Raw genomic sequence first — 21,638 nt, 5'->3', positions numbered from 1 at the left:
CCGGTTTCGGAAAGATGATTCGGGGCGATTCAGGCAGGCAAGGAGTGGGGCAGAGAGCCGTCCTGGGCGCCATCCCGGCTCTGGGGGTCAGGCCCCGGGCCGGGCGTCCGGCGCGGGCGGGCGGATGCGGAACACGACACAATAAAGCGCGGGGGCGAAAAGCAGCGTGATGCCGGTTCCGGCGATGATCCCGCCCATCATGGCAAAGGCCATCGGGCCCCAGAACACCTCGCGCGCGATCGGGATCAGCGCGAGGCTTGCCGCGGCCGCGGTCAGCAGGATCGGCCGCGCGCGGCTGTCGGAGGCCTCGTAGACCGCGTCCCAGGGGCTGCGCCCGGCGCGGCTCAGGACGCTGACCTCGTGGATCAGGATCACCGAGTTGCGGATCAGGATGCCGACCAGCGCCAGCACCCCCAGCAAGGCGACGAAGCCGAGCGGCGCGCCCGAGGGCAGCAGCGCCGCGACCACGCCGATCAGACCCAGCGGAGCCACCGCCAGAACGATGAACAGCAGCCGGAAGCTCTGCATCTGGATCATCACCAGCGTCAGGATGCAGAGCACCATCACCGGCACGACCTGCAGGATCGGAGCCTGGCTCTCGGCGCTCGATTCGGCCGAGCCGCCAAGCGCGATCCGGTAATCGGCGGGCAGTCCGGAGGCGAACTCGGCGATGACCGGGGCGAGATCCGCCGCCACGGTCGCGGGCTGCTCGCTTCCCCGGATCGCGGCGCCCACGGTGATGGTGGGCACCCGGTCGCGCTGGTGGATCTCGGGCTGTTCGGTGGTCCATTCGAGCCGCGCGATGGACAGAAGCGGGATCGGTGTGCCGGCGGCGTTCCCGAATTGCAGCGTCTCCAGCGCGGCCACGGTCGATCGGTCGGCGGCCACCCCCCGCGCCAGCACGTTGACCAGCTTCCGGCCGTCGCGGAACTCGGTCACGCCGGAGCCGTCGAACAGCCCGTAAAGCGTCTGCGCCACGTCGGACTGGGTCAGGCCAAGTTGCCGCAGCCGCGCCTGGTCCAGCACGACGCGGACCACGCGGGCGGGCTCGGACCAGTCGAGGCTGATCGAGGTCAGGCGCGGGTCGCGGTCGAGCAGGGTGGCAAGATCGCGGGCGCGGTCGCGCAGTGGCGCGATCTCGGGGCCCGACAGCCGGTATTGCACGGGTTTGCCGACCGGCGGGCCGAGCTCGATCAGCCGGGTATAGAAGACGGCCTCGGGATGGGCGCGGTCATAGGCGGCGATCTTCTCGCGCAGCCGGTCGCGGGCGGCGAGGTCGGGGGTCATGATCGCGAGCTGGCCGATATTCTCGCTGGGCGTGGGCTGGTCCAGCGTCAGCACGAAGCGCGGCACGCCGCGGCCGATATAGGCGGTGATGAAGCTGGCTTCGGGCTGCTTGCCGAGCCAGTCCTCGAAGGCTGCGATCGCGGCATCGGTCGCGGCGAAGGCCCCGTTCTGGCGCAAGCTCACCTCGACCACGATCTCGGGCCGCTCCGATGTGGGAAAGAACTGCCGCTCGACATGGCCGAGGCCGAAGACCGCGCCCGCGAACAGAAGGGCCGTGAGCCCGAGGGTGAGCCAGCGCAAGTGCATCGCCCGAAGCAGCAGCCGGCGGAAGCCCCGCCGGAGCGGCCCCGGCCCCTTATGGGCATGGCGCAGCTTCTTGGGCAGGAAGGTGGTGCCCAGGATCGGGGCGAACAGCACGGCCACGACCCAGCTCAGAAGCAGCGATATCGCGATCACGTAGAACAGCGAGCGGGTATATTCGCCCGCCTGGCTGGAATTGAAGGCAATCGGGATGAAGCCCGCGGCGGTGACGAGCGTGCCTGTCAGCATCGGAAAGGCGATTGAGGTCCAGGCATAGGAGGCCGCCTTGTGCAGGCTTTCGCCGATCTCGAGCCGCGAGATCATGGTCTCGATGGCGATCATCGCGTCGTCGACCAGAAGCCCGAGCGCGATGATGAGCGCGCCGAGCGATACCCTTTGCAGCGTGATCCCCATCACGTCGAGCAGCACGAAGGTCATGGCCAGCACCAGCGGGATCGACAGCGTCACCACCATCCCCGCCCTGAACCCCAGCGAGATGAAGCTGACCGCCAGCACGATCAGCACGGCCTCGGCAAGCGCCCGGGTGAAATGGCCGACCGACTCCTCGACCACCTTCGGCTGATCGGCGACCCTGTGCAGCTCGATGCCGACTGGCAGGCGCTGGGCCACCCGGTCCATCAGCGCCTCAAGCTCGGCGCCGAATTTCAGGATGTTGCCGCCCTCGCGCATGCCGACCAGAAGCGCGATGCCCTCATGCCCGTTATAGCGGAACAGCTCGGCCGGCGGATCCTCGTAGCCCGGGGTCACATCGGCGACATCCGAGAGCGAATAGAACACGTCGCCGGTCCGCAGCGGCGTGGCGGCCAGGTCCTCGGCCGAGGCATATTGCCCGGTCACCCGGATCAGGATGCGCTCGCCCGCGGTGCGGATCGTGCCCGAGGGGACGATGGCATTTTCCTGGGCGAGCGTTTCCAGCACCGCCTCGCGGTCTAGCCCCAGCGCGGCGAGCCGGCGGTTGGAGAACTCGATATGGATCTCGGGGGCGCGGACCCCCACCAGCTCGACCTTTCCGGCCTGATCGAGCCGCAGGATCTCGGCCTTGACGTCCTCGACCCGGTCCTCGATCTCGCGCGGCGTGAAGCCGTCGCCGACGAAGGCGTAGATGCTGCCGAACACGTCGCCGAAATCGTCATCGAAGGAGAAACCCGCGAATTCCGAGGGAAACTCGCTCCGGATGTCCGACATCATGTTGCGGACCCGAAGCCAGGTGGCGTCGACCGCCTCGGCCCGGGTATCGTCGCGCAGCTCGACATAGACGACCGAGCGGCCCGGATAGGTGACCGAGCGGGTGAACTTGAGCTGGTCGATCTCCTGCAGCTTCTTCTCGATGCGGTCGGTGACCTGGGTCACGGTCTCTTCGGCGGTGGCGCCGGGCAGGGCGGCCGAGACCACCATGACCTTGATCGCGAAGGAGGGATCCTCCTCGCGGCCCATCGACAGATAGGCGAGCAGGCCCGCGACGAGCGAGACGATCATCAGGAACCAGACCAGCGAACGATGCCCGAGCGCCCAGTCCGAGAGGTTGAAGCGCCGGGTCATGGCGTCACCATCGGGCCGACGGCCTGCCCCTCGCCGAGGCAGGCCGCGCCCTTGACCACGATCTCGTCCCCGACCGAAAGCCCGCGGGTGATCTCGATCCGGTCGGCCAGCCGGCGGCCGGTCTCCACCGGCACCCGCACGACGCGGCGGTCCTCCGGCAGGATGCGCCAGACGGCGGGCGCCTCGGCGGTTCCTGCCAGCGCGGTGAGCGGCAGCGTCATCACCGGCAGATCGAGCCGGGCGAGGGTTGCCGAGACGAGGCTGCCGATGCGGAAATCCTCGGCCCCTTCGGTGATGGTGAGGCGCAGGCGGCGGGTGCGGATGTTGTCCCCGAGCACCGGCTCGACCAGGCGCAGGCGGGCAGGGCGTTTGGTGGCGTCCTCGGCATGGATCACGACATCGAACCGGGCGTCGGGCGGCAGGACCTGCAGGAATTCGCCCGGCACATCGATCACCGCCTCGCGGCCCCTGAGATCGGCCAGCGTCAGGATCGGGGTCCCGGCGGCGACCACCGTTCCCGCCTCGACGGCGGTCGACAGCACGATACCATCATTCGGGGCGCGCAGCGTGCCATGTCCCAGTGCCTCGCGGGCGCGGGCCAGATCGGCCTTCGCGGCCTCGGCCCGGGCCTCGGCGCTTTCCCGGGAGGCCTGCGCCTTCTCGAGCTGGGCCATCGGAGCGATGCCGCGTTCGGCAAGGATGCGCACACGCTCGTGGCTTTGCCTTGCATAGGCGGCCTCGGCCTCGGCCGAGCTCAGCGCCGCGCGGGCGGAGGCAACGTCTTCCTGCAGGTCGACCCGGTCCAGGCTGGCCAGGATATCCCCTTCGGAGACGCGGTCGCCGGGATCGACCGCAACCCGGGCGACCCGGCCGATGGTCTGGAAGGCCAGATCGGCGCTGTGGGCTGCGGCCACGATGCCGGCAAAAGCGCGCTGGCGGGTGGGATCTGCGCTGACCGTTTCCGAGACGACGGGACGGATCTCGGCCGCGCGCCCGTTGCAGGCGTGGCTGTCGGCGGAGGCTGTCAGCGGCAGAAGCGCGAGCACAAGTGCGAGAAGGCGGCTCATTTCGTGACCTCCAGCGGCTGGACCTCTCGTCCGGGGAAGAGGTATTGCGAGCCTGCGCCCACGACCGCCGCGCCCTCGGACAAGCCCCCGGCGATGCGGATGCCGCTGTCCGAATAGCCGTCGATCTTGACCGGAGCCAGCCGGACCCGGTTGTCCTCTGCATCGACCGTCCAGACGGCGGGGCCGTCCGCAGTGGCGGTCAGGGCGGTCCATGGCACAACCAGCGCGGTCGGGCGGCCGAGTGTCACGACGCCCACGACCGGCTGGCCGATCGAAAAGCGCCCGGCCGCCTCGCCCTCGATCCGGACCTTGGCCTGGACGGTGCCATTTCCGCTGACTACCGGCGCCAGTTCCGTCACGGTGGCATCGCAGCCCCGACCGCCATCCAGCGGCGACAGGCGCACGTCGCTGCCGAGAAAGGCGTCGAGTTCGGGAATGTCGGGAACCTGGAAGACCGCGTCGCGCGGGCCGCGATTGGCCAGCGTCACCACCGCCTGGCCCGCCGGCACGACCTGGCCCGGCTCGGCCGAGCGGCGGATGACGATAGCGGGCTCGATCGCCCGCAGCACGGTATCCTCGGCCGCGCGCCGGGCCACCGCGCGCCGAGCCGTGGCCTGGTCGCGCTCGGAGCGCGCCGACAGGAAGGCCTGCACCGCGGCATCGAGATCGGATTGCGTGCCGTTGCCCTCGTCAAGCAGGTTTGCTGCGCGGTCGCGGGCCTGGCGTGCCTGCACGAGGGCGGCCTCGGCCGCCTGCAGCGCCGCTTCGGCTGATCTCAGCCGCGCCCCGGCCTCGGTGGCGTCGACCCGCGCAATCACGTCGTCGCGTTCAAGCGCATCGCCGGTTTCGACCGCGACCTCGATGATGCGGCCGCCGTCCCGGAACGAGGCCGGGTAGTCGTCGACCGCCTCGATGGTCCCGGTCAGGGTATAGGTGATCTCGGAGGGCCGGGGATCGATCCGAAGAATTTCGACAGAAAGCGGCTCGTCCGCCCCGGCCGGGGCCGAGGCAAACAGCAGGGGCAGTACGCCCAGGATGCGGAACCCTCGCAGGCTGGCGATCAACATGCACTCCGATGCTCAAGGGGCGGATCGTGCCTCCCGATCAGAGGCATACCTTTCCCATGGTTGCGAATCTGTCAATACGCGCCTGTCCCGGCCGCGCCGGGGCATCGGATCAGGCGCCGCTCCGGATCCTGGCATCGCCGGTCGCGGCGCGTCTGAGCGCGAAGACCACGGCGCAGACCACCATCACGCCTGCGGCCAGCAGGAAGGGCGCGCCTGGCAGGTGCAGCGGCGCGTCGGGGCGGCTGAACAGGAAGAAGGTCTGGGTCATCACCAGCGGCGAGGCGATCATCGCCACCGAACGCAGCGAACTGACCATGCCCTGCAACTCGCCCTGCTGGTTGTCCTCGGCGGCCTTCGACATCATGCCCAGAAGCGCGGGCGTCACCACCGCGCCCAGCGCGATCATCGGTGTCAGCACCAGAACGGCGGTGCCGTTGCCGATCAGACCGATGGCGATGAAGGCCACGAAATTGTAGCAAAGCCCGTACCAGACCGCGATCCGCTCGCCCATCACCCGCAGCACGACGCGGATCAGTCCGCCCTGCACGATGGCGACCCCGATCCCGAACATCGCCAGCGAAATGCCGACGGTGCCCGTGCTCCAGCCAAAGCGGTACTGGGTGAAATAGGCCCAGATCGCCGGATAGATGAACATCGCGAATTCATAGAGGAAGAACAGCAGCAGAAGCGGCCGGATGCCGGGCAGACGGCCGATGGCGCGGAACGCGCCCAAGGGGTTCGCGCGGCGCCACTCGAACGGGCGGCGGATGCGGTCGGTGACGGTCTCGGGCAGAACGAGCGCGCCGAAGATCAGGTTCAGCGTGGCAAGGCCCGCGGCAGCCCAGAACGGTGCGCGCGGGCCCAGCTCGCCCAGGAACCCGCCGATGAGCGGCCCGATCACGAAGCCGATCCCGAAAGAGGCGCCGACCATGCCGAAGCGGGCGGCCTTCTCCTCGGGTTTCGAGATATCGGCCAGAAAGGCGCTGGCGGTGGCCTGGGTCGAGGCGGTGACGCCGCCGACGACGCGTGCGGCCAGCAACAGCCAGATCGAGCCCGCCAGCGCCATGACCACATAGTCGAGCGCCATCGTCGCCAGCGAGATCAGCAGAACCGGGCGGCGGCCGAACCGGTCCGAGAGGCTGCCGACGGTCGGACCACAGAGAAACTGCATGACCGCGAAGACGGTGGACAGGACCCCGCCCCAGACCGCCGCCTGGCCGAGGCCCGTGCCGCCGTCGATGTCGCGGATCAGATCCGGCATCACCGGCAGGATCAGCCCGATCCCGATGGCGTCGAGCACCAGCGTCACCAGGATGAAGACGATCGGAAGACGGGTCGGGGGCTGGGGCATGGCGGGCTTCCGCAGGAAAGAACGCCCTTCGCATAGACCGGTCGCGGATCCGGTTCAAACCCCCTTCGCGGGGGCAGGAGGCAGGCCGAGGATCGCGCGGGCCTCAATGGGGCTTGCCACCGGGCGCTCGTGGCGCGCGCAAATCTCGGCCGCGCGCCGCACCAGTGCGGCATTCGAGGGCGCCAATCTGTCGCGGTCGAGCCGGACATTGTCCTCGAGCCCGGTGCGGGTATGGCCGCCCAGCGCGATCGACCACTCATTGACCTCGATCTGATGGCGCCCGATCCCCGCGCCGCACCATTCGGCATCGGGGGCGATCCGCTTCAGCGTCTCGACATAGAATTCGAAGCTCGGCCGGTCGGCGGGCATCGCGTTCTTCACGCCCATGACGAACTGAACGTAAAGCGGCGCCTTCAGGCGGCCGTCCCGGCTCATCGTCACCGCCTGGAAGATATGGCTCAGATCGAAGGCCTCGATTTCGGGCTTCACATCGTATTTCTGCATTTCCGAGGCCAGCCAATCGATCAGATCGGGCGGATTCCCGTAGACCCGGGTCGGAAAATTGTTCGATCCGACCGCAAGCGAGGCCATCTCGGGGCGCAGCGGCAGCATTCCGCCCCGGGCCGCGCCCGCGCCCGAGCGGCCGCCGGTCGAGAATTGCACGATCATGCCGGGGCAATGGCGACGGATCCCCTCCATCAGGCGGGCGAATGCCTCGGGGTCCGAGCTTGGGCTCTGGTCGTCGTTCCTGACATGACAATGCGCAATGGCGGCGCCCGCCTCGAAGCAGTCCTGCAGGCTCTCGATCTGCTCGGCAACGCTGATCGGCACTGCCGGATTGTCTTCCTTGCGGGCGACAGAGCCGGTGATGGCGGCGCAGATGATGCAGGGCTTGGTCATGGTGTGTCGGCGCCTTTGAGCAGAAGCGCGGCCAGCGCCTCGGGCTGGGCAAGAAACGGCGAATGCGAGCAGTCGAGCGTGTCGACGCGATCGGCGGGCCAGTCCGCTGTCATCGTGGCCTGGTATTCGGGCGGAATGGCGCGGTCCTGCAGACAGCGGATATAGCGTTTTGGGACAGAGGCATAACGCGCGCTCAGGGCAATCGGCGTGGCTTGGGGCAGGATCGGCTGAGGCCCGAGCCTGGCCTTGGCATCGGCCACAGCCTCGTCGGAGCAATCGTGAAAGAGCGTCTCGCGAACCTTCTCGGGATCGAAGCTGAAGGAAACCCCGTCCTCGGATTTGACTATGGTGTCGAGCAGCGGCTGACGCGGCGCGGCGCGGCGCATGTCGACGAGCGACAGGCCCGTAACCGGAGCATAGGCGCAGACATAGACCAGAGACCGGATCTTCCCGGGCGCCTTCTCGGCCGCGGCCGAGATCGGGAAACCCGCCATCGAATGGCCGACGAGGATGACCGGCGCGTCGATCGCGTCGAGGATCGCGTCGGCGTAGAGATCGAGCGTGACATCGGCAAGCGGCGTCCGGTCGGCCCCGTGCGAGGGCAGGTCGATGGCCCGCGCCTCGGCCCCGGCCCGGTGGAGCGCCGTCAGCACGTCGCGCCAGCACCAGGCGCCATGGCAGGACCCATGGATCAGCAGAAAGCGGGGCATGCGGGGACCTCGGAGATCGGAAAGGTTCGAATATGAAAATTCATTGTCTCTATTAGCTGCCTTATAACGGTCTTGTCCAAGGGGGTGGGTTCGAAAAAGGAATGTCTGCTCCCTCCGGGTCAGCCGTCGAGATGGCCGATATCGCGCAAGAAGGTGGTCAGAACCGCAGCATAGTCCTCGGGCCGGTCGATGCAGGGAAGATGGCCCGCGCCGCGGATCAGGTGGAACCGCGCGCCCTTGATCAGATCGGCGGTCTCGCGCACCAGATCGGGCGGGGTCGAGCCGTCCTCGCTGCCGGCAAGGACAAGGGTCGGCAGGGTGAGGCTGGCGGTGGGCGTGTAGAAATCGGTGCCCGAGATCGCAGCGCAGCAGCCCAGATAGCCCTCGACCGGCTGCCGGTTCAGCATGTTCTGCCAGAACGCGCAGTCAGGGTTTTGACGATAGCGGCGTGAGAACCAGCGCGTCAGCGTGGCCTCGGACAGGGCCGCGATGCCGCCCTTGCGCACCGTCTCGATGCGGTCCTGCCAGGTCGCAGGGGTGCCGATCTTGGCGGCGGTGTTCGACAGCACCATGGCCCGGACCAGATCGAGGCGCTTGACCGCCAGCCCCTGCGCGACCATCCCGCCGATGGACAGGCCGACGAAGACGCAGTCGCGCACCGCCAGAGCCTCGAGCAACCGTTCGGCATCGCGGATCAGCGCGCCCATGGAATAGGGGCCGGGCGGGCAGGAGGACAAGCCATGGCCGCGCATGTCGTAGCGGATGGCGCGCAGCCCCGGGGGCAGGCGCTCGATCACGCCTTCCCAGATCCGCAGATCGCAGCCAAGCGCATTGGCAAAGACGACGGGCGCGCCGTCCGGCGGGCCATCCTCGCGATAATGCAGGGCCACATCGTCCAGCTCGGCGATCTTCATGCGGTGCCTCCTCATCGGGACCGGGGCGCAGGATGGCCGACCGGCTCGGGAGCGTCAATCGGTGCGACGCGGGAGAAGGCCATCCCCGGGACCATGGTCCGAACCGATCCGGGCGGAGGGCGTTTCGGGCCGGGCGTGGCCGACGATGTGGCTGCAACAGATGTCGAAATGGCTCGTGACACCGATCCGCCTGGAGCCGTCGGGGTCGAAATAACGCGTCGACGCCCGGTCGCGTTCGGAGCCGCGCGCCGGCCTGTTGCAGAGCTGCGGGGGGCGAAGACCCGCTGAAGGCCCGGGATGTCGGAAAACGTCCGGTCCAGTTGGCCTTCCGGCCCGCCCTGTTTTGCAGCAGTCTCGGCCAAAATCTCTGTTAAAAAAGAAAAATAGGCCAGTTTCTGGATGATCGACGGCTGGATCCAGAATGTTGCAATGGTGCAAGGCGTCAGGTCTCGTTCCCATGGCGGTCAAGGGCCATGCGGAAGGTCTCGTCCGAGACATTGCCGCCTGAGGCAATGGCGATGACGGCCTCGCCCGCGACCGCACCGGGATGGTACAGCGCGGCCGCCAGCGCCACCGCGCCGCCGGGTTCGAGCACGATCTTCAGCCAGTGGAAGGCGGCGGCCATGGCGCGCAGCGCCTCGTCCTCGGTCACAGCGACCCCCGGGCCGCAAAGCCGGGCCATGACCGGGAAGGTCAGCGCACCGGGAGAGGGGGTCTGGATTGCGTCGCAAAGCGAGCCCGCGCGGCGGGTATTGGTCTCGATCCGGCCCGAGACCAGCGAACGGGCGACATCGTCGAAGCCCTCGGGTTCGACCGGGCGGACCCGGAACCCCGGTGCCCGCGCCTCAAGCGCGAGCGCCACGCCCGAGGTCAGCCCGCCACCACCGCAGGGCACCAGCACCTCGGCCGCCGCGATCCCCTCATCGGCGGCCTGCGCCGCGATCTCGAGCCCGCAGGTGCCCTGGCCCGCGATCACCTGCGGCTCGTCGAAGGGGCGCACCAGCGTCAGGCCGCGGGCCTCGGCCAGTTCGGCGCCGATGGCATCGCGGTCGCCGGTGGCGCGGTCATAGGTCACGACCGCGGCGCCGAGCGCGCGGGTATTGGCGATCTTGGGGGCGGGGGCGTCCGAGGGCATGACGATCACCGCGGGCGCGCCCGTCATCCGCGCGGCCAGTGCCACGCCCTGGGCATGGTTGCCCGAGGAATAGGCGATCACGCCGCGGGCACGGGCCTCGGGCGTCAGCGCGGACAGGGCCGACCAGCCGCCGCGGAACTTGAAGCTGCCGGTATGCTGAAGGCATTCGGCCTTCACCAGAACGCGCCGGCCGGCGATCTCGTCGAGAAAGGGCGAGGACAGCAGCGGCGTCATCCGCGCCTTGCCGGCGAGGCGGGCGGCGGCGGCCTCGATGAGGTCCATGGTCATGCGATACGCTCCAGCAGGGTCGCGATGGCCGCCACCGCGGCGGGTTCGTCGAGAAAGGGTGTATGCCCGCGATCTGGGATTTCCGCAAATATCATGTCGGGGCGCCGGCGGCGCATCTCGGCCGCTGTTTCGGGCGAGAGAATGTCGGAATGCACGCCGCGGATCAGCGCCAGCGGCAGCCCTTCGAGGGCATCGAACAGCGGCCAGAGATCGGGCAGGGCATCGGCTGCCGACTGTTCCATCACCGCATGACGCAGCGCCGGATCGTAGCGCAGGGCGAGCCCCTCGGGGGTGGCGTCCCAGAGCCTGCGCGCATGGGCGCGCCACTGGTCGCGGCCGACGCCGGGGAAGCGGTCGTTCATCTTCAGGGCCAGCTGCGCGGCGGCCTCGTCGTAATCGGCATAGCCGGGCGGCAGGCCTAGATAGGACATGATATGGGCCATGCCGCGGGGCTCGACCAGCGGGCCGATATCGTTCAGGCAGACCCCGGCCAGCCGCTCCTTGTGGCTGGCGGCCAGCATCATCGCGATCAGCCCGCCGCGCGAGGTGCCGAGGATCGCCACGCGGTCCAGCCCGAGATGATCGAGAAGGTTCAGCGCGTCGCGGCTTTCGCGGATCAGGTTGTAATTCATGAAGTCGGGGTCGTGGTCCGAGCCGCCACGGCCGCGGGTGTCGAGCCGGATCACCCGGGCGCGAGCGACGAAGGCGTCGAGCACCGGCTCGAAATCGTCCATGTTGCGGGTGAGCCCGGCCAGACAGAGAAGCGGCGTCCCCTGGCCCTGGTCGTCATAGGCGAGCATCCGTCCGTCATCGGCGGCAAAGCGGGTCATGACAGGGCCTCCGCAAGGGGCGGGATCGCGGCGCATCCGGCAAGACGGGCATGGCCGGGCCCGGCGGCGGCCGGGACCTCGGAACGCATGGCAGGGGCATCGAAGATACAGGTGGTGATCGGCATGGCATCCTCCCTCGAGAAGCGAGATTGGCACAAGGGCGGGAAGGGGGGAAGGCTACGCCATGCCGCTGCCGCGCGACGGCGCTGCGACGGAAATGCGGCTGTGGCGGGAGGTTGAGCGTGCTGGCTCAACGGCCTTTTCTGCTGCGCTTCGGCGGGGTGGGGGCGCGACCGAGGCGCCGAAAACGGCGACGGGCGGGGACCGGACGCGGGAGGGGGCAGCGTGATCGGGAAGCCCCATGCGGGACCCGGAGCGGGCCGGATCGACGGGGCCTTCGGGGTGGCCTTGGCGGCGATGCGGCGGGTACGGTATTTACGGTGCGGTCTTGACGGGGCGCGGCCGGACGATGCGGAAGCGATCCGAAAAAAAGGAAATGAGAGCAAAACCCTGCCTGGCTCAGGGTTTACATCGCTGAGCTGTCGATTACCCTTGTTACACGTCCGGAGTACCCGCGCGCGGCGCGCGGCCTCCGCAAACTCACCCGCCTCAGCGAAAGGAACCGCGCATGACCCAGGTCAAACCGGGCGACAAGGTTCGTATTCATTACACCGGCACGTTGGCCGACGGCTCGACCTTCGACAGCTCGCAAGGTCGCGATCCGCTTGAATTCACCGTGGGGTCCGGGCAGATCATCCCCGGCCTCGACGCCGCCCTGCCGGGCATGTCCGAAGGCGACACCAAGACCGTCGAGGTCCCCTGCGCCGATGCCTATGGCACGCATAATCCCGACGCGACCCAGGCGATCCCGCGCGATCAGGTGCCCGACAATGTTCCGCTGGAAGTGGGCACGCGGCTCAACGTGCAGACCTCCGAGGGCCAGGTGCTGCCGGTCACGGTGTCCGATGTCACCGAAGAGGTCGTGCTGCTCGATGGCAATCACCCGCTGGCGGGCAAGGACCTGACCTTCGAGATCGAGCTGGTCTCGATCGGCTGAGCGGCGCAGCCGGGCCGCCGGTCCCCAGAAAACACCGACCCGGGTCATGGCCCGGGTCGGTGAAGCCAAGCCCTGGATGCAGGCTCAGATATTCTCGAAGCGCGGCATGCCGAGGACGTGATAGCCGCCATCGACGGTGATGATCTCGCCGGTGGTGCAGGCCCCCATGTCCGAGGCCAGATAGACCGCGGTGCCGCCGATCGCCTCGAGCGTGGCGTTGTGGCCAAGCGGGGCGTTTATCTCGGTATGGCGGAAGGTCTTGCGCCCGCCCGCGATGGCCGCGCCTGCCAGCGTCTTCATCGGCCCGGGCGAGATCGCGTTGACCCGGATGCCCTCGGGGCCGAGATCGGAGGCCAGATAGCGCACTGTCGATTCCAGCGCCGCCTTGGCCACGCCCATGACGTTGTAGAAGGGCGTCACCCGGTTCGAGCCCTGATAGGTCAGGGTCAGGATGGTGCCGCCACCGGGCATCAGCGGCTGCGCCCGGCGCGCCACCTCGATCAGCGAATAACACGAGATCGTCAGCGAGTTGCGGAAGTTCTCGCGCGAGGTGTTGATGAAACGCCCGGTCAGCTCGGTCTTGTCGGAATAGGCGATGGCATGGACGAGGAAGTCGAGCCCGCCCCATTCCTGCTCGATCCGGCCGAAGGCCGCGTCGAGAGAGTCGTCGTCGGTCACGTCGACATCGACCATGAGGCTCGACCCCACGCTTTCGGCCAGCGGCTGGACGCGGCGGCCGAAATTCTCGCCCTGATACGAGAATGCAAGCTCTGCTCCCTCGGCGGCCATCGCCTTCGCGATGCCCCAGGCTATCGACCGGTCATTGGCGACGCCCATGACGAGGCCCCGCTTTCCTTTCATCAACTCAGGCATCGCTGGTCATCCGTGATATTTGCTCATCAGCAGGGTGGCGTTGGTTCCGCCGAACCCGAAACTGTTCGACAGCACGCTGTCGATCTCGACGCCCTCGCGCAGCTCGGTCACGATCTCGCCCGGCCGGATCTCGGGATCGAGCTCGGTGACATTGGCCGAGGCGGCGATGAAACCCTTCCGCATCATGATCAGCGCGTAGATCGCCTCATGCACGCCGGTCGCGCCGAGGCTGTGGCCGGTCAGCGACTTGGTCGAGGCGATCGGCGGCATGGCCTCCTCGCCGAAGACATTGCGCACGCCCTTCACCTCGATCACGTCGCCCGCCACCGTCGATGTGCCATGGGCGTTGATGTAATCGACCCTGCGGCCCTCGGGCAGCGTCGCGAGCGCGAGCTTCATCGAGCGCTCGCCGCCCTCGCCCGAGGGGGCGACCATGTCATAGCCGTCGGAGGTGGCGCCATAGCCGGTCACCTCGGCATAGATCGTGGCGCCGCGGGCCCTGGCATGTTCCAGTTCCTCGAGCACCACGACCCCGCCGCCGCCGGCGATCACGAAGCCGTCGCGGGTCGCGTCGAAGGGGCGCGAGGCGGTTTCGGGGCTGTCGTTGTATTTCGAGGACATCGCGTTCATCGCGTCGAACAGGCAGGACAGCGTCCAGTCGACCTCCTCGCCGCCGCCGGCGAAGATCACGTCCTGCTTGCCCATCTGGATCAGTTCCGCCGCGTTGCCGATGCAATGCGCCGAGGTCGAGCAGGCCGAGGTGATCGAGTAGTTCACGCCCTTGATCCGGAACGGTGTCGCGAGACAGGCCGAGTTGGTCGAGGACATGCAGCGCGTGACCATGAACGGGCCCATCCGCTTGGGGCTGCCCTTTTCCTTGACGGTCTTGTGCGCGACGAAGAAATTCGCGGTCGATGGCCCGCCCGAGCCCATGATCAGCCCGGTGCGCGGGTTCGATACCTCGTCCGGCTCGAGCCCGGCATCGGCGATGGCCTGTTCCATGGCGAGGAAGTTATAGGCTGCGCCCGCGCCCATGAAGCGCAGCTGACGCTTGTCGATCGAGGCTTCCAGATCGATCTGGGGAATGCCCGCAACCTGGCTGCGGAAGCCGTTCTCGGCATAGACGGGTTCGAACCGGATGCCGGAGCGGCCGGCGCGCAGGGATGCCTCGACTTCGGCCGTGGAATTGCCGATGGGCGAGATGATGCCCATGCCCGTGACGACGACGCGGCGCATGGCGGTCTCCTTTCCTGGGATGGATCAGCTTTCAGAGAGAGCGACCTTCATGTCTTTCACATGATAGATCGTTTCGCCATCGGCCTCGACCCTGCCATCGGCCACACCCATGGTCAGGCGGCGGGTCTGCACGGCCTTGGTGAAATCGACGAAGTAGCGGATCATCTTGCGGTCGGGGCGGACCATGCCGGTCAGCTTGACCTCGCCCACGCCCAGCGCATAGCCGCGGCCCTTCCAGCCGCGCCAGCCGAGGTTGAAGCCGGTCAGCTGCCACAGACCGTCGAGGCCGAGGCAGCCGGGCATGATCGGGTTGCCCGGGAAATGGCAGGCGAAGAACCATTGATCCGGGTGGATGTCGAACTCGGCCACGACATGCCCCTTGCCATTGGGGCCGCCATCGGCGCTGATCTCGGTGATGCGATCCATCATCAGCATGGGCGGTTCCGGCAGCTGCGCATTGCCGGGGCCGAACAGTTCGCCCCGCGCGCATTTCAGGAGCTCGTCCTTGCCGAAGCTCGTCGGAAAATCGGTCATACGGGACCCGTCCCCCCTTGGGTTGTCCTGTTTCGCGTTGCGCCCCCTCTAGCACCGCGCCTCGCAAAGTGGCAATAGCGCCCCTATGCCGCGCCAAAGCGTCGCTGCAGATCAGAATCATTTGAATTACAGGCTCTGACTTCCCATATATCGTCCATGGCACAGTTGAACGAGAACCCCAACCATCCCGACGCGATCGAGCGGAGCGGCCGCTGGCTTTCCAAGGCCGGTCTGCGCCCCACGCGTCAGCGGGTGAGCCTCGCCGCCCTGTTGATCGGCGATGGCAACAACCGCCATGTGACAGCGGAAACGCTTTATGCCGCGTCCTGCGCGACGGGCGAGAAAGTGTCGCTGGCGACGGTCTATAACACGCTTCGGGCCTTCTGCGATGCAGGCCTGATGCAGGAAGTCATGGTCGACGGCACGAAAAGCTATTTCGATACCCGGGTCGACGACCATCCGCATTTCTTCTGGGAAGACGAGCACCGGCTGAGCGATGCGCCTTCGGGTTCGCTCGAGATCGCCCGGCTTCCCGAGGCGCCCGAGGGGGCCGAGATTTCGAAGATCGACGTCGTGATCCGGTTGCGCCGGGTCTGACGGCTGCCGAAGGCGGCAGGAGCGAAAGAATGACAGCGGGCCCGGGAAGCTGCCTTCCCCGGGCCCGCTGTGCTTGTGGCTCCATCCCCGGCCTTGTGCTCGCGGGGCCGAGGCGGCCCATGCGGAAGGGGTCTCTGGGCGCGCGCTAGAACCAGCCTCCGGGTTCCATCAGGCCCAGATCCATCAGTTGCTGCGACTCCCAGCGGAACTCTTCGGACATCGGCCAGCGGAAATCGGCGATCTGCAGACGCGAGGCGGGGTTGGTGCGGAGGGCCTTGGCCGCGCGGAACGAACAAATCGCGGCGGTCAGCGTGTGGTGCCGGTCGCTGGCAGAGGTGTTCATCTCGGGATCGGACATGAGATACCGGTCATCCAGCGCGAGCCCCCGCCGCGCCCGGAACAGCCCGATCCGGTCGATTCGTCGTCGGTGCGCGGGGATATGTTCCTCGAAACGCCAGCGCAGCCCGCCGAAGATATCGTATTGCCGCTCCAGCGGTCGCCCGGTCGCGGGGTCGGTGCGGGGCTGGGCGAAATAGCCGGCCCGGTCGAGTAGCGCGCTGTCGCGCGAGACGCCGCCGGGATGGCGCCCGAGATCGTCTGCGTAGAGATCGACCACATGGGTCGGCATCGCCGCGCGCCCCTCGCCGGCGTGGAAGTCCAGCATCTCGCCGATGCTGCGGTTCTCGCAGAACGGAAAGAACAGGTATTCGGCATTGTAGCAGTAATGCAGCCAGATCCCGGGCGCCGCGGCCGATACGGCGCTGACCGCGCGGGGCAGGGCGCCCTCGGCCCTGGTGTCAAAAGGAACGCGGTGCACCCTTTCCTCCGAGGCGGACGAGAGCCTCAGCCCCGGAGGCGTGAAGAGGACGAGCGCGCCGAATCCCAGCGCGTCGAGGTGGTCGATCGTGCTTTCGACCTCGACCTCGTCCTCGACGAAGATCAGCCCGACCGGCTGCGGGCCGAGCAGCTTGCCCGCGCGCGCCAGAAAATCGGCCAGCCCCGTATAGTGCCCTGCCATGCCGGACCTCCTGTCCTTCCAGCCGAAGGGTCGGGCAGGGCGCGCTCATATGCAAGCGGGATGCAGGCGTTGCGGCCCGGGGCCGGTTTCGTGTAGGACAGCGCGCAACCGACCTCGCTGACCGGCCCGCTGACCGGAAGGACGCGCGCATGACCTCCTCCACTGCCCCGACCCGCAAGCTCTTCATCAAGACCTATGGCTGTCAGATGAACGTCTATGACAGCGAACGCATGGCCGAGGCGCTGACCCCGTCGGGCTACGAGATCTCCGACAGCGCCGAGGGTGCCGACCTGATCCTGCTCAATACCTGCCATATCCGCGAGAAGGCGGCCGAGAAGGTCTATTCCGAGCTCGGGCGCCTGAAGGCGCTGAAGGCGGAGAACCCGGATCTGAGGATCGGGGTTGCCGGCTGCGTCGCGCAGGCCGAGGGCGAGGAGATCCTGCGCCGTCAGCCGCTGGTCGATCTGGTGGTGGGGCCGCAAAGCTATCACCGCCTGCCCGAGCTCGAGGCGCGGGCGCGGCAGGGGGCGAAGGCGCTCGATACCGATTTCCCCGAAGAGGACAAGTTCGACCGGCTGGGCGGGCGCCCGAGGGCGCAGCGTGGCCCGACCGCCTTTCTGACTGTGCAGGAAGGCTGCGACAAGTTCTGCGCCTTCTGCGTGGTGCCATATACCCGTGGCGCCGAGGTCTCGCGCCCGGCGGAAAAGGTGCTGGCAGAGGCCCGCGATCTGGTCGAGCGCGGCGTGCGCGAGATCACGCTTCTGGGCCAGAACGTCAATGCCTATCACGGGACCTGCGCCGGGGCGGGGACGGGCGGCGACTGGGGGCTGGCGCGGCTGATCCGCGAGCTGGCCGCGATCGACGGGCTCGAGCGGATCCGCTACACCACCTCGCATCCCAATGACATGGAGGACGACCTGATCGCCGCCCATGGCGAGGTGCCCGAACTGATGCCCTATCTGCATCTGCCGGTGCAGTCGGGCTCGGACCGGGTGCTGAAGGCGATGAACCGCAAGCATACCGCCGAGAGCTATCTGCGTCTGGTCGAACGCATCCGCGCGGCCCGGCCCGATATCCTGATGTCGGGCGATTTCATCGTCGGCTTCCCGGGCGAGACCGAGGCCGATTTCGAGGACACGCTGGCGCTGGTGCGCGAGGTCGGCTACGGCCAGTGCTATTCCTTCAAGTACTCGCCCCGTCCCGGCACGCCCGCAGCCGAGCGCGCCCATGTCGCGGAAGAGGTCAAGGCCGAGCGTCTGGCGCGGTTGCAGGCGCTTCTGGCCGCGCAGCAGGACGCCGCGCTGCAGGCGATGGTCGGCAGAAGCGTCGGTGTGCTGTTCGAGAAGGCGGGACGGATGCCGGGCCAGATCGTCGGCAAGTCCGACCATCTTCAGGCGGTCCATGTCGAGGCGCCGGAAACGCTGCTGGGCCGCATCGCCCGGGTCGACATCACCTCTGTCGCGCCGAATTCGCTGGCCGGGCGCCTGTCGGCCGGGTGAACCTTTCGCGCTGGCGGGACACCGGCCGCGCGGGGCCGGTGCCGCTGTCTTCTGTTTCCAATGCCCAGAAGGCTGTCTCCGGTGCGGGTTCAGACCAGCCAGGTGGTCGGATTGTCGATCGGACGGCGGCTGTTGAACCGCAAAAGGCCCTTGATCGAACGCACCAGATACCAGATCCCGCAGGCGATCAGCACGATGAGGCCGATGCCGACGATGGTCAGGATGAGGCCGACGAACGAAAGCAGCAGGCCGATCCAGAAAGTCCGGATCAGATAGGTGTAGTGACCCTTGTGCCAGTCCGGGGCCTCGCCGCGCTTGAGATAGGAGAGGATGAGCCCCGCCAGCGTCAGAACCGGGAAGATCACGCCGAAGATGTAAAGCGCATAGGCAATCAGCGGCATCTTGTCTTCGGACAGGATTTCGGCAGGCTGTTGGGGATCGGGATTGGGTGTCATGCGGATCTTGTCCTTTGCTGGGCTCGAGACGAAAGAGGCGCGGCGCCGGGGGCCGGGGGCTGCCTTCGCCTCCCGCGGGTGCGGGACGGCGGCGGTCACCCAGGCCGGAGCCGCACGGGTATCGGGTGGACGCGGCGGTCTGCCGCGTCCGTCCCCGTCCTAGCAGTCCGGTTTCGGGGCCGAAACGCGACGGGAGGCATGACGGCGGATGCCCGCCGAAATCCCGTGCCGGCGGAGACGGGCCCGGTTCTCGGGATGCCTCCTGGCTGGGCGGAAGGGCCGCGGGGCTGTGCTCTGCGATCACGATATCCGGGGTTTATGTATCAACTGGGTGAAACATGGCAGCTATCGCTTGCGCTGCGACCGGGGCATTGGCACCATATCTGCGCAACCTAGACCGACGGAGTCTTTATTGGGCATCAGCGCTCTGACCCCCCCGCCGCAGACCGAGGACCTCCATGAGACGTTTCTCGAGTTTCCGGACAATCGCCTTCTGATCGACCTGTGCGGCGAGTTCGACCGCAATCTGGCCCAGATAGAGCATAAGCTTGGCGTACATATCCTGAGGCGTGGCAATCGTCTGGCGGTTGTCGGCGAGGCCGGGTCGCGCGGACGGGCGGCGGAGGTTCTGCAACAGCTTTATGCCCGGCTCGAAACCGGTCAGACGGTCGAGGCGGGCGATATCGAGGGCGCAATCCGGCTTGGCGACACGACCGGCGCCGATACGGGGGCGCGGGCGGGCGATCAGCTCGAGATGTTCAAGGGCGGACGCATCGAGATCCATACCCGCAAGAAGGTGGTCGAACCGCGCACCGAGGCCCAGAAGGCCTATGTCCGGGCGTTGCAGGAGAACGAACTCTGCTTCGGGATCGGTCCGGCCGGGACCGGCAAGACCTATATCGCGGTGGCGATGGCGGTGAACATGTTCATCGGCGGCCATGTCGACCGCATCATCCTCAGTCGTCCCGCCGTCGAGGCGGGCGAGCGGCTGGGCTTTCTGCCCGGCGACATGAAGGAGAAGGTCGATCCCTACATGCAGCCGCTTTACGACGCGTTGCACGATTTCCTGCCGGGGCGGCAGCTGGCCAAGCTGATCGAGGAGAAGCGGATCGAGATCGCGCCCCTGGCCTTCATGCGCGGCCGGACGCTGGCCAATGCCTTCGTGGTGCTCGACGAGGCGCAGAACGCCACCACCATGCAGATGAAGATGTTCCTGACCCGTCTGGGCGAGCGCAGCCGCATGGTGATCACCGGCGACCGGTCCCAGGTCGATCTGCCGCGCGGGGTCTCGAGCGGACTGGCCGATGCCGAGCGCCTGCTGAAGCCGATCGAGAACATCTCGTTCAGCTATTTCACCGCCAGGGATGTGGTGCGTCATCCGCTGGTGGCCCGGATCATCGAGGCCTATGACGCCGACGACGCCTGAGCTGCGCTGCCGGGGCCCGGGCCGCGGGCGTGGCTGGGGCCGTCGGAAGGCTCTGTCGCGCGGCGCGGTTTCGCGCTAGATCCCGCGGCCATGGATATCGAGATTCTCTTCGAGGACGACCGCTGGGCCGAGGCCGGGCTGGAGAGGCTGGCCGAGACCGCCTGTCGCGAGACGCTGACCCATCTGGGGCTCGATCCCGACGCGCATGAGATCAGCCTTCTGGCCTGCGACGATATGCGCATCGCCGGGCTCAATGAGACCTTCCGCGGCAAGGCCGCGCCGACCAATGTGCTGTCCTGGCCGACCGAGGATCTGGCCGCCGGGGAGGATGGCGACGCGCCCTTGCCGCCCGAGCCCGAAATCGAGGGCGCGCCTGTGGAATTGGGCGATATCGCCATCGCCTGGGAGACCTGCCTGCGAGAGGCCAGCGCGCAGGGCAAACCGTTTAATGATCACGTAACCCACCTGATGGTACATGGATGCCTGCATCTGTTGGGATATGACCATATCCGTCCGCGGGATGCTGCCCGGATGGAAGGGATCGAGGTGGAAATACTTGCCAAGCTCGGTCTTGCTGACCCATATGAATGAGACGGGTCCAAATGCCCGGGAATTTCGGTAAGGATTGATGGGCGACGAGACGGACGGGTCGTCTAGGGCCGCGCAGGGCGCGCTAGACACCGACAATCTGGACAGCCGGGGCCTTCTGGGCCGGCTGGTAGCGGCGATCCTGCCTGCAGGCGCCGAGCATTCCGAAGAGGGCGGGGACCACGCTTTGGGCAACGGGATCGCGCGGCCGGCGCTGACGCATGGCATCGGCAATCTCGCGAAGATGCGGGTCGAGGATGTTGCGGTTCCGAAGGCCGAGATCGACGCGGTGCCGCTCGACATCTCGATGGATGATCTGGTGCAGGTCTTCCGCGAATCCGGGCTGACCCGGCTGCCGGTCTATGACGGTACGCTGGATTCGCCCGTGGGCATGGTCCATCTCAAGGATTTCGCGCTGCGCCACGGCTTCAACGGCAAGGACACCCCCTTCGTGCTGAAGGACATGATCCGCCCGCTGCTTTACGCGCCGCCCTCGATGCCGATCGGCGTGCTGTTGCAGAAGATGCAGAGCCAGCGGATGCACATGGCGCTGGTGATCGACGAATATGGCGGGGTCGACGGTCTGGTGACCATCGAGGATCTGATCGAGCAGGTCGTCGGCGAGATCGAGGACGAGCATGACATCGACGAGGGCACGCTCTGGACCGTCGAGAAGCCCGGGGTCTATCTGGTGCAGGCCCGCGCGCCGCTCGACGCCTTCGAGGACGAGATCGGCATGCGCCTGCTCGATGCCGAGGAAGAGGAAGAGGTCGATTCGCTCGGCGGGCTGATCTTCATGATGATCGGCCGGGTGCCCGCGCGCGGCGAGGTGATCCGCCATGCCTCGGGCGCCGAGTTCGAGGTGGTCGATGCCGATCCTCGCCGGATCAAGCGGCTGCGGGTGCGTCTGCCTGCGGCGACCGCCGCCGCAGCCTCTGCCTGATCC

The 21,638-nt window shown here is 67.6% G+C and carries 20 protein-coding genes; 6 read left to right on the top strand and 14 right to left on the bottom strand.

The annotated features are described in order from the left end of the window. Positions 1 to 87: 87 nt before the first annotated feature. From B5V46_RS13525 to B5V46_RS13485, 9 genes are all read right to left on the bottom strand, one after another. Complete coding sequence (locus B5V46_RS13525) at positions 88 to 3,147, bottom strand: efflux RND transporter permease subunit (RefSeq protein ID WP_080617091.1); 3,060 nt, start codon at positions 3,145 to 3,147, stop codon at positions 88 to 90. Further along, complete coding sequence (locus B5V46_RS13520; protein ID WP_080617090.1) at positions 3,144 to 4,214, bottom strand: efflux RND transporter periplasmic adaptor subunit; 1,071 nt, start codon at positions 4,212 to 4,214, stop codon at positions 3,144 to 3,146. Before B5V46_RS13520 ends, B5V46_RS13525 begins: the two co-directional genes overlap by 4 nt. After that, positions 4,211 to 5,281: an efflux RND transporter periplasmic adaptor subunit gene (locus tag B5V46_RS13515; protein WP_080617089.1), complete on the bottom strand. Its 1,071-nt coding sequence runs from the start codon at positions 5,279 to 5,281 to the stop codon at positions 4,211 to 4,213. Before B5V46_RS13515 ends, B5V46_RS13520 begins: the two co-directional genes overlap by 4 nt. Before the next feature lie 109 nt (positions 5,282 to 5,390). Further along, a complete protein-coding gene (locus B5V46_RS13510) occupies positions 5,391 to 6,632 on the bottom strand; it encodes a TCR/Tet family MFS transporter (RefSeq protein ID WP_080617088.1) in 1,242 nt (413 codons plus the stop codon). Between the two features lie 54 nt (positions 6,633 to 6,686). Further along, positions 6,687 to 7,532 (bottom strand): 3-keto-5-aminohexanoate cleavage protein, encoded by an 846-nt coding sequence (locus B5V46_RS13505; RefSeq protein ID WP_080617087.1) that lies wholly within the window; start codon positions 7,530 to 7,532, stop codon positions 6,687 to 6,689. Next, positions 7,529 to 8,242 (bottom strand): alpha/beta fold hydrolase, encoded by a 714-nt coding sequence (locus tag B5V46_RS13500; protein WP_080617086.1) that lies wholly within the window; start codon positions 8,240 to 8,242, stop codon positions 7,529 to 7,531. The genes B5V46_RS13505 and B5V46_RS13500 overlap by 4 nt, the downstream gene beginning before the upstream one ends. Positions 8,243 to 8,361: 119 nt before the next feature. Further along, positions 8,362 to 9,156, bottom strand: a complete 795-nt coding sequence (gene pcaD / locus B5V46_RS13495; protein ID WP_080617085.1) for a 3-oxoadipate enol-lactonase — start codon at positions 9,154 to 9,156, stop codon at positions 8,362 to 8,364. 442 nt (positions 9,157 to 9,598) lie between these two features. Next, positions 9,599 to 10,579: a threonine/serine dehydratase gene (locus tag B5V46_RS13490; protein ID WP_080617084.1), complete on the bottom strand. Its 981-nt coding sequence runs from the start codon at positions 10,577 to 10,579 to the stop codon at positions 9,599 to 9,601. After that, positions 10,576 to 11,409 carry an alpha/beta fold hydrolase gene (locus B5V46_RS13485; RefSeq protein WP_080617083.1) on the bottom strand — a complete coding sequence of 278 codons (834 nt, stop codon included), beginning with the start codon at positions 11,407 to 11,409 and terminating at the stop codon, positions 10,576 to 10,578. Before B5V46_RS13485 ends, B5V46_RS13490 begins: the two co-directional genes overlap by 4 nt. 628 nt (positions 11,410 to 12,037) lie before the next feature. On the opposite strand from B5V46_RS13485, the gene B5V46_RS13480 reads away from it, so the two are divergent. Then, positions 12,038 to 12,466 (top strand): peptidylprolyl isomerase, encoded by a 429-nt coding sequence (locus tag B5V46_RS13480; RefSeq protein ID WP_080617082.1) that lies wholly within the window; start codon positions 12,038 to 12,040, stop codon positions 12,464 to 12,466. A gap of 84 nt (positions 12,467 to 12,550) precedes the next feature. Here the strand turns inward: B5V46_RS13480 and B5V46_RS13475 are convergent, their stop codons facing one another. Genes B5V46_RS13475 through fabA form a run of 3 tightly spaced genes read right to left on the bottom strand, consistent with a single transcriptional unit; the run spans position 12,551 to position 15,109 of the window. Next, positions 12,551 to 13,339: an enoyl-ACP reductase gene (locus tag B5V46_RS13475; protein WP_080617081.1), complete on the bottom strand. Its 789-nt coding sequence runs from the start codon at positions 13,337 to 13,339 to the stop codon at positions 12,551 to 12,553. A 6-nt stretch (positions 13,340 to 13,345) separates the two neighbouring features. Next, the gene (gene fabB, locus B5V46_RS13470; protein WP_080617080.1) at positions 13,346 to 14,575 is read right to left on the bottom strand and encodes a beta-ketoacyl-ACP synthase I; all 1,230 of its coding nucleotides are present in this window, start codon (positions 14,573 to 14,575) and stop codon (positions 13,346 to 13,348) included. Positions 14,576 to 14,599: 24 nt separating this feature from the next. Further along, positions 14,600 to 15,109 (bottom strand): bifunctional 3-hydroxydecanoyl-ACP dehydratase/trans-2-decenoyl-ACP isomerase, encoded by a 510-nt coding sequence (fabA, locus tag B5V46_RS13465; RefSeq protein ID WP_042463552.1) that lies wholly within the window; start codon positions 15,107 to 15,109, stop codon positions 14,600 to 14,602. Positions 15,110 to 15,265: 156 nt separating this feature from the next. Here fabA and irr point away from each other — a divergent pair, with 156 nt between their 5' ends. Next, on the top strand, positions 15,266 to 15,706 hold the full coding sequence (gene irr / locus B5V46_RS13460) for a Fur family transcriptional regulator Irr (protein ID WP_080617079.1): 441 nt from the start codon (positions 15,266 to 15,268) through the stop codon (positions 15,704 to 15,706). Positions 15,707 to 15,851: 145 nt separating this feature from the next. Here the strand turns inward: irr and B5V46_RS13455 are convergent, their stop codons facing one another. Further along, a complete protein-coding gene (locus tag B5V46_RS13455; protein ID WP_080617078.1) occupies positions 15,852 to 16,724 on the bottom strand; it encodes a hypothetical protein in 873 nt (290 codons plus the stop codon). A 149-nt stretch (positions 16,725 to 16,873) separates the two neighbouring features. Between B5V46_RS13455 and miaB the strand changes: the two genes are divergently transcribed. Continuing rightward, a complete protein-coding gene (gene miaB / locus B5V46_RS13450; protein WP_080617077.1) occupies positions 16,874 to 18,223 on the top strand; it encodes a tRNA (N6-isopentenyl adenosine(37)-C2)-methylthiotransferase MiaB in 1,350 nt (449 codons plus the stop codon). A gap of 89 nt (positions 18,224 to 18,312) precedes the next feature. Here the strand turns inward: miaB and B5V46_RS13445 are convergent, their stop codons facing one another. Continuing rightward, positions 18,313 to 18,678 (bottom strand): hypothetical protein, encoded by a 366-nt coding sequence (locus B5V46_RS13445; RefSeq protein ID WP_080617076.1) that lies wholly within the window; start codon positions 18,676 to 18,678, stop codon positions 18,313 to 18,315. A gap of 412 nt (positions 18,679 to 19,090) precedes the next feature. Between B5V46_RS13445 and B5V46_RS13440 the strand changes: the two genes are divergently transcribed. The 3 genes from B5V46_RS13440 to B5V46_RS13430 all read left to right on the top strand — a co-directional run bounded on the left by B5V46_RS13440 (position 19,091) and on the right by B5V46_RS13430 (position 21,635). Continuing rightward, positions 19,091 to 20,104 (top strand): PhoH family protein, encoded by a 1,014-nt coding sequence (locus B5V46_RS13440; protein ID WP_196774251.1) that lies wholly within the window; start codon positions 19,091 to 19,093, stop codon positions 20,102 to 20,104. Positions 20,105 to 20,194: 90 nt separating this feature from the next. Then, a complete protein-coding gene (gene ybeY, locus B5V46_RS13435; protein WP_080617075.1) occupies positions 20,195 to 20,695 on the top strand; it encodes an rRNA maturation RNase YbeY in 501 nt (166 codons plus the stop codon). Between the two features lie 37 nt (positions 20,696 to 20,732). Beyond that, positions 20,733 to 21,635 carry a hemolysin family protein gene (locus B5V46_RS13430; RefSeq protein WP_080617074.1) on the top strand — a complete coding sequence of 301 codons (903 nt, stop codon included), beginning with the start codon at positions 20,733 to 20,735 and terminating at the stop codon, positions 21,633 to 21,635. Positions 21,636 to 21,638 lie beyond the last annotated feature (3 nt).

The sequence above is a fragment of the Rhodovulum sp. MB263 genome, assembly GCF_002073975.1.
GTDB lineage: Bacteria > Pseudomonadota > Alphaproteobacteria > Rhodobacterales > Rhodobacteraceae > Rhodovulum.
The sequence above is the reverse complement of the archived record's forward strand: the minus strand, read 5'-3'. Positions and strand labels throughout refer to the sequence as shown.

What these genes read in the sequence shown, in the direction of transcription:
- B5V46_RS13525 (WP_080617091.1), bottom strand. Translation starts at nt 3,147, where the DNA reads ATGACCCGGCGCTTCAACCTCTCGGACTGGGCGCTCGGGCATCGTTCG.
- B5V46_RS13520 (WP_080617090.1), bottom strand. Translation starts at nt 4,214, where the DNA reads ATGAGCCGCCTTCTCGCACTTGTGCTCGCGCTTCTGCCGCTGACAGCC.
- B5V46_RS13515 (WP_080617089.1), bottom strand. Translation starts at nt 5,281, where the DNA reads ATGTTGATCGCCAGCCTGCGAGGGTTCCGCATCCTGGGCGTACTGCCC.
- B5V46_RS13510 (WP_080617088.1), bottom strand. Translation starts at nt 6,632, where the DNA reads ATGCCCCAGCCCCCGACCCGTCTTCCGATCGTCTTCATCCTGGTGACG.
- B5V46_RS13505 (WP_080617087.1), bottom strand. Translation starts at nt 7,532, where the DNA reads ATGACCAAGCCCTGCATCATCTGCGCCGCCATCACCGGCTCTGTCGCC.
- B5V46_RS13500 (WP_080617086.1), bottom strand. Translation starts at nt 8,242, where the DNA reads ATGCCCCGCTTTCTGCTGATCCATGGGTCCTGCCATGGCGCCTGGTGC.
- pcaD (WP_080617085.1), bottom strand. Translation starts at nt 9,156, where the DNA reads ATGAAGATCGCCGAGCTGGACGATGTGGCCCTGCATTATCGCGAGGAT.
- B5V46_RS13490 (WP_080617084.1), bottom strand. Translation starts at nt 10,579, where the DNA reads ATGACCATGGACCTCATCGAGGCCGCCGCCGCCCGCCTCGCCGGCAAG.
- B5V46_RS13485 (WP_080617083.1), bottom strand. Translation starts at nt 11,409, where the DNA reads ATGACCCGCTTTGCCGCCGATGACGGACGGATGCTCGCCTATGACGAC.
- B5V46_RS13480 (WP_080617082.1), top strand. Translation starts at nt 12,038, where the DNA reads ATGACCCAGGTCAAACCGGGCGACAAGGTTCGTATTCATTACACCGGC.
- B5V46_RS13475 (WP_080617081.1), bottom strand. Translation starts at nt 13,339, where the DNA reads ATGCCTGAGTTGATGAAAGGAAAGCGGGGCCTCGTCATGGGCGTCGCC.
- fabB (WP_080617080.1), bottom strand. Translation starts at nt 14,575, where the DNA reads ATGCGCCGCGTCGTCGTCACGGGCATGGGCATCATCTCGCCCATCGGC.
- fabA (WP_042463552.1), bottom strand. Translation starts at nt 15,109, where the DNA reads ATGACCGATTTTCCGACGAGCTTCGGCAAGGACGAGCTCCTGAAATGC.
- irr (WP_080617079.1), top strand. Translation starts at nt 15,266, where the DNA reads ATGGCACAGTTGAACGAGAACCCCAACCATCCCGACGCGATCGAGCGG.
- B5V46_RS13455 (WP_080617078.1), bottom strand. Translation starts at nt 16,724, where the DNA reads ATGGCAGGGCACTATACGGGGCTGGCCGATTTTCTGGCGCGCGCGGGC.
- miaB (WP_080617077.1), top strand. Translation starts at nt 16,874, where the DNA reads ATGACCTCCTCCACTGCCCCGACCCGCAAGCTCTTCATCAAGACCTAT.
- B5V46_RS13445 (WP_080617076.1), bottom strand. Translation starts at nt 18,678, where the DNA reads ATGACACCCAATCCCGATCCCCAACAGCCTGCCGAAATCCTGTCCGAA.
- ybeY (WP_080617075.1), top strand. Translation starts at nt 20,195, where the DNA reads ATGGATATCGAGATTCTCTTCGAGGACGACCGCTGGGCCGAGGCCGGG.
- B5V46_RS13430 (WP_080617074.1), top strand. Translation starts at nt 20,733, where the DNA reads ATGGGCGACGAGACGGACGGGTCGTCTAGGGCCGCGCAGGGCGCGCTA.